The 4,117-nt window shown below is 50.7% G+C and carries 3 protein-coding genes and 1 pseudogene; 3 read left to right on the forward strand and 1 reads right to left on the reverse strand.

Annotated features, from left to right (window positions below; translation table 11 throughout):
* Positions 1-573 precede the first annotated feature (573 nt).
* The 3 genes and pseudogenes from K4G67_RS14510 (at position 574) to K4G67_RS14520 (ending at position 3,232) form a co-directional block, all read left to right on the forward strand.
* Positions 574-1,278, forward strand: a complete 705-nt coding sequence (locus K4G67_RS14510) for a hypothetical protein (RefSeq protein ID WP_239807043.1) — start codon at positions 574-576, stop codon at positions 1,276-1,278.
* Between the two features lie 220 nt (positions 1,279-1,498).
* A pseudogene (locus K4G67_RS14515) lies at positions 1,499-2,219 on the forward strand (IS5 family transposase).
* Positions 2,220-2,641: 422 nt separating this feature from the next.
* The gene (locus K4G67_RS14520; RefSeq protein WP_239807044.1) at positions 2,642-3,232 is read left to right on the forward strand and encodes a helix-turn-helix domain-containing protein; all 591 of its coding nucleotides are present in this window, start codon (positions 2,642-2,644) and stop codon (positions 3,230-3,232) included.
* Between the two features lie 398 nt (positions 3,233-3,630).
* Here K4G67_RS14520 and K4G67_RS14525 read toward each other — a convergent pair whose 3' ends face one another.
* Positions 3,631-3,924, reverse strand: coding sequence for a hypothetical protein (locus K4G67_RS14525; RefSeq protein ID WP_239807045.1), 294 nt, complete (start codon positions 3,922-3,924; stop codon positions 3,631-3,633).
* Positions 3,925-4,117 lie beyond the last annotated feature (193 nt).

Here is a 4,117-nt window from a genome sequence, read left to right on the forward strand (position 1 = left end):
AGGATCCCGCCAATTATCTCGCCGCCATCAAACTGGTCTGCACCCGCCTCTGCCTCGCCGCGTAATGAATCTACGCGTCAATCAGCCTTTGCGCATCATGTCCATCGGACGGCCTCAATGGACCCATGGCTCATGATCAACGCGCCTTGGTATTGCCAGGTTTCATAGAGCCACTCGAAGACTCATCGAGTCTTTCCAATTTGATTTATTTTGGGTCAACTGAAAGATCGTACTGGGAACTTTTGACAAGATATTCAATTGTTTGAAACGAAAAGCGCACTTGAAAGTTTGGGGATACGAGGCTTTTGTGCCGGTTAGTAATATAAAAGTAGTGAAGGAAAAATGTTCGTTATCGAAAATGATTTAAATTTCGAAATGGCAACGAATATTTTTAGCGTCCATATGATCGATGGTTGTTATTTATTTTTAACGAAATAAATACTGAATCCGGGTCAATAAATTTGGGTGATTATTCGCCGGGGTTGTTTGTCTGAATTCCTTGCATCTCAATTTTTGTTGAAGAAAGAATATAGTAATTTTTACAATTTCCTGTTTTTCTAAGGAAGATTGATAATGAAATACGCATGGGCCGCTTTTTTCGTATTATTGGCAACGCCGGCAGTGGCGCAAACTAATACTATTTATGATATTCAGCAAGACACTAATACAGTCAACACCGATACATATACGCAAACGAATGATACGGTTACCAATAACGTTGCTGGTGACGCCGTAACCACCACTAATAATGGTACATACAGTTCCGATGGATCGAGTATGGGGAACGGCGGATCAAACAGCGTTTCCGTTGGCGGAGAGGGAAGTACGAATAGCAGTCAGTCGGTGACGGTTGGGGGAGATACATTCCGCCGCAACACTCCCCCTGCAATTGCGCCAACCATGATTTCGTCCTGTGGCGCTGGCTTGTCGGGCGGCGCATCCGGTCCGTCGTTTGGTGCGGCGCTGGGAATTCCGTTCGGGCTAAAAACCTGTCAGCGTATTCTGCTTGCCACGCAAATGGCGGCTCTTGATAAAACTGCATCTGCTTGTGAGGTCATGAGGCAAGATCGTCGGATACGCAAAGCGATGGAAGCTGCAGGCGAAACCTGTGCTGTAGCTCTCGCTCCCGCTCCGCCGTCCTACTCTGCTCCTATGACTGACCGTAACGGACTTGTCACCGAACGCGACGCTCCGGTGACCGAGCGTGATACTTTTCGTATCGAGGATGTCCGTTCCTATCCGCCAGCAGATGGCCCGATTCACGGTGAGCGGGGCTGACCAAACCGATCAAATTGTAGGTAGGGGTAAAGATCTGGTGTTTTTGCGACAGCGATTGGATGAGAATAGCCTAAGCGTGAGACTTGTCCAGAGCCAGTGAGGTGCCCTCTACTTTCCGCGGCTGTGATTAGGCTCAGGACCCATTGATTGGCAGGCCGCGATGTGATTGTGGTTTGCACGCCTTCTGCTCCAGGCTCAGTGAGGAGACTGAGTATGGCGCCTGTATTGGCTGACGGAGAAGCAGGTGGCGCGGCTATCGCCGTATTTCCCCAGATCCACGGGAAGCCGTATGGCGATGATCGTCGACTTTCGAGCGAGATCAGCTTCGTCAATCGGAACGGGCTACGTTGGCGTGATGCGCCCAGGGAATACGGACCTCACAAGACCTTGTGCAATCGCTGGAAGCGGTGGGGGGAGATGGGTGTGTTCACCCGGATGATGGAAGGCCTTCGCGCAGAGAGCCGAACCCCAAACCGTCATGATTGATGCAACCTATCAAAAGGCTTACCGCACGGCTTCCATCCTTGGGGTAAAAAAGGGGCTCGGACACCTGATCGGACGGATCAGACGCGGTATGAACACCAAGTTGCGCGCCATCACCGATGCCAACGGGCGTTCCTTGCGCTTTTTCATCATGCAGGCCAGATCAGCGATTCCACTTGCGCTGCAGCGCTGCTCGACCACTGGCCTTCCGCAATTACAACGCCGAATGGTTTAGGGATGCGCTCGAACGAAAGGGCATCAAGCCCTGCATTCCGGGCCGAAAATACCGTTCCATGCCCGTCGAATACGACAAGCGTCGATACAAGCGCTGCAACTGCATCGAGATCATGTTCGGCCGCCTCAAGGATTGGCGCCGCGTCGCAACCCGCTACGATCGCTGCCCCGCTGCCTTCTTCTCCGCCCTCGCTCTCGCTGCGACCGTACTCTTCTGGCTCTAATCAACGAGTCCTGAGCTTAATTGTGTTCGAGAATTAAACAGATGTTTCTTGAATGTGGTAGTTCGCCAAACATTCGTTATCCGTCGTTTTTTGCCACTTATAAGGCTATCGAATGTCTCGAAACGACGAAATTTGCGCGATCATATCCGATCTTGAGAATATTCTAGCCAGAATCGATGGGCTCGACATCTTGGGGGTAGCCCGCTCCGCCGCCCTCCTTCACAGTTCAATAGAAAGCCTGCGCGATATTCATTCGGCTCGGGTGCTACGCGTGGGCAAGTCCGCTATAGGACCAAAGAGCGATTAGCCAAACGGGACCTTTCATACGTATGAACCGTTTGTTAACCACTCTAAAATAAGCTCTAATGACAGGAATTGACAAAACGGTTGTAAAAAGGCGCTATCGCAGGAGCTGACCCGAGATGACGAATTCAACTTTTGATCCAACAATGACGCGCTTGCGCCAGATCGAAAAGCTTGTCGCTGGATTGATTGAGGATACCGATAGCTCGGTGATCGCGCTTCATCCTGAAGCTATCAGGCAAACAAGTTCCCTGCGATCGCCCGATATGCAAACCATTGGCCTCTTGATGCAAACATGGCGCGAGCGGCGGGAACAGATGTTTCCAGTTACGAAGTTTGGCGAAGCAGGATGGGATATCTTGCTCGGTCTCTACAACGAATATGTAGAAGGCCACACTCGGGTTTCAACAAAAATCGCTATATCACGTGCCTGCACATCAGCTACGACTGGACTGCGATGGCTATCCGTACTGGAGGACCATGGCGCTATTCGGCGTACAGCTTCAGCCCATGACCAACGGCTGAAGATGGTGGAGCTCAATCCCGCTACTCGCCAAAAAATCGAACAGTATCTCCAAGAATTTGGGGCAGGGATGACGTCGCTCTTCGTAGGTGAACGAAAGGTGCAGATGTCCAACGTTATCCGTGTCGAGCCTTCACGCTTCCCCGAGCTGCCGAAAAAAAGTTGTTCGCAGAAATTGGGCGCGTAGCTGGAAAGCACCCAAATCGATGGCGAGATTGAACCGCTCGACTTCAATCTGAGTTCGGGACGTCCGTGTCGAGTGACGTTTTTCGCCAAACGAACAGGGGAACAGCAAGCCAGATATCGACAACGATGAGCAGCAAGGTGTCGATAGCGTCGAAATTAAGTCGCAAGGCTGGATTGAGCGTATTAGTCGGATGCAACGTTTAAGTTTGACAGAGCAAGCGAAAAAATTCGCGATCTTGAGGCAATTCGCGCGCGCGCTATCCGCCACGCGAATTGCTTGTCTCCCGCCAAGGTGCCATCGACGGTATAACTGATAAGCTGCGCGAATGGTGGCAACATGATCAGGACTGTCGTGCGACTTAGTGACGCACCTTAGTGCTTGACGGTATCAACCCGAGATTACTCATGCGCGACCTCACTATCGAATAGCTGCAATGCCAGGTTTTCTAGCTCCTCATCACGACAAACCGGAAAAGCCATCTTAAGGTTATCAGCCATTTGCATGAATTCGACACTTGCATTGGGCAAATCTACCGATACCTTACTGGGAGCTAAGATCTCGCATTTCCGCAAATATTCTAATTCAGATATATATGCGCGCACGATCTCAATGTCGTTCGGATGGGAGAGGGACAGCCGGGAGATATGTTCCGCTTGGGAAGCTAAACGGGCGAAAGCCAAAGTGCTCTCCATCGAAGATTCGATATGGACAGTTTATAAAGGGTAAATGGTTAACGAATCCTTTAAGTTCATTTTATTGCGTTTGCCGATCCGTGGCGCAATCGAATCGTCGATTGTAATGCTAGGTCGTTTTGACAGAAGACTTCAGCCATAGGCGGGCGGCGACGAGGTAGAGAAAGCTCTCGAAGGAGAGGGCGGTCTTGTC

The organism is Croceicoccus hydrothermalis, assembly GCF_022378335.1.
In the GTDB taxonomy this organism is placed as follows: Bacteria; Pseudomonadota; Alphaproteobacteria; order Sphingomonadales; family Sphingomonadaceae; genus Croceicoccus; species Croceicoccus hydrothermalis.

Excerpts from the sequence above, each read along its gene's own strand:
- K4G67_RS14510 (WP_239807043.1), top strand. The coding sequence starts at position 574 with ATGAAATACGCATGGGCCGCTTTTTTCGTATTATTGGCAACGCCGGCA.
- K4G67_RS14520 (WP_239807044.1), top strand. The coding sequence starts at position 2,642 with ATGACGAATTCAACTTTTGATCCAACAATGACGCGCTTGCGCCAGATC.
- K4G67_RS14525 (WP_239807045.1), bottom strand. The coding sequence starts at position 3,924 with ATGGAGAGCACTTTGGCTTTCGCCCGTTTAGCTTCCCAAGCGGAACAT.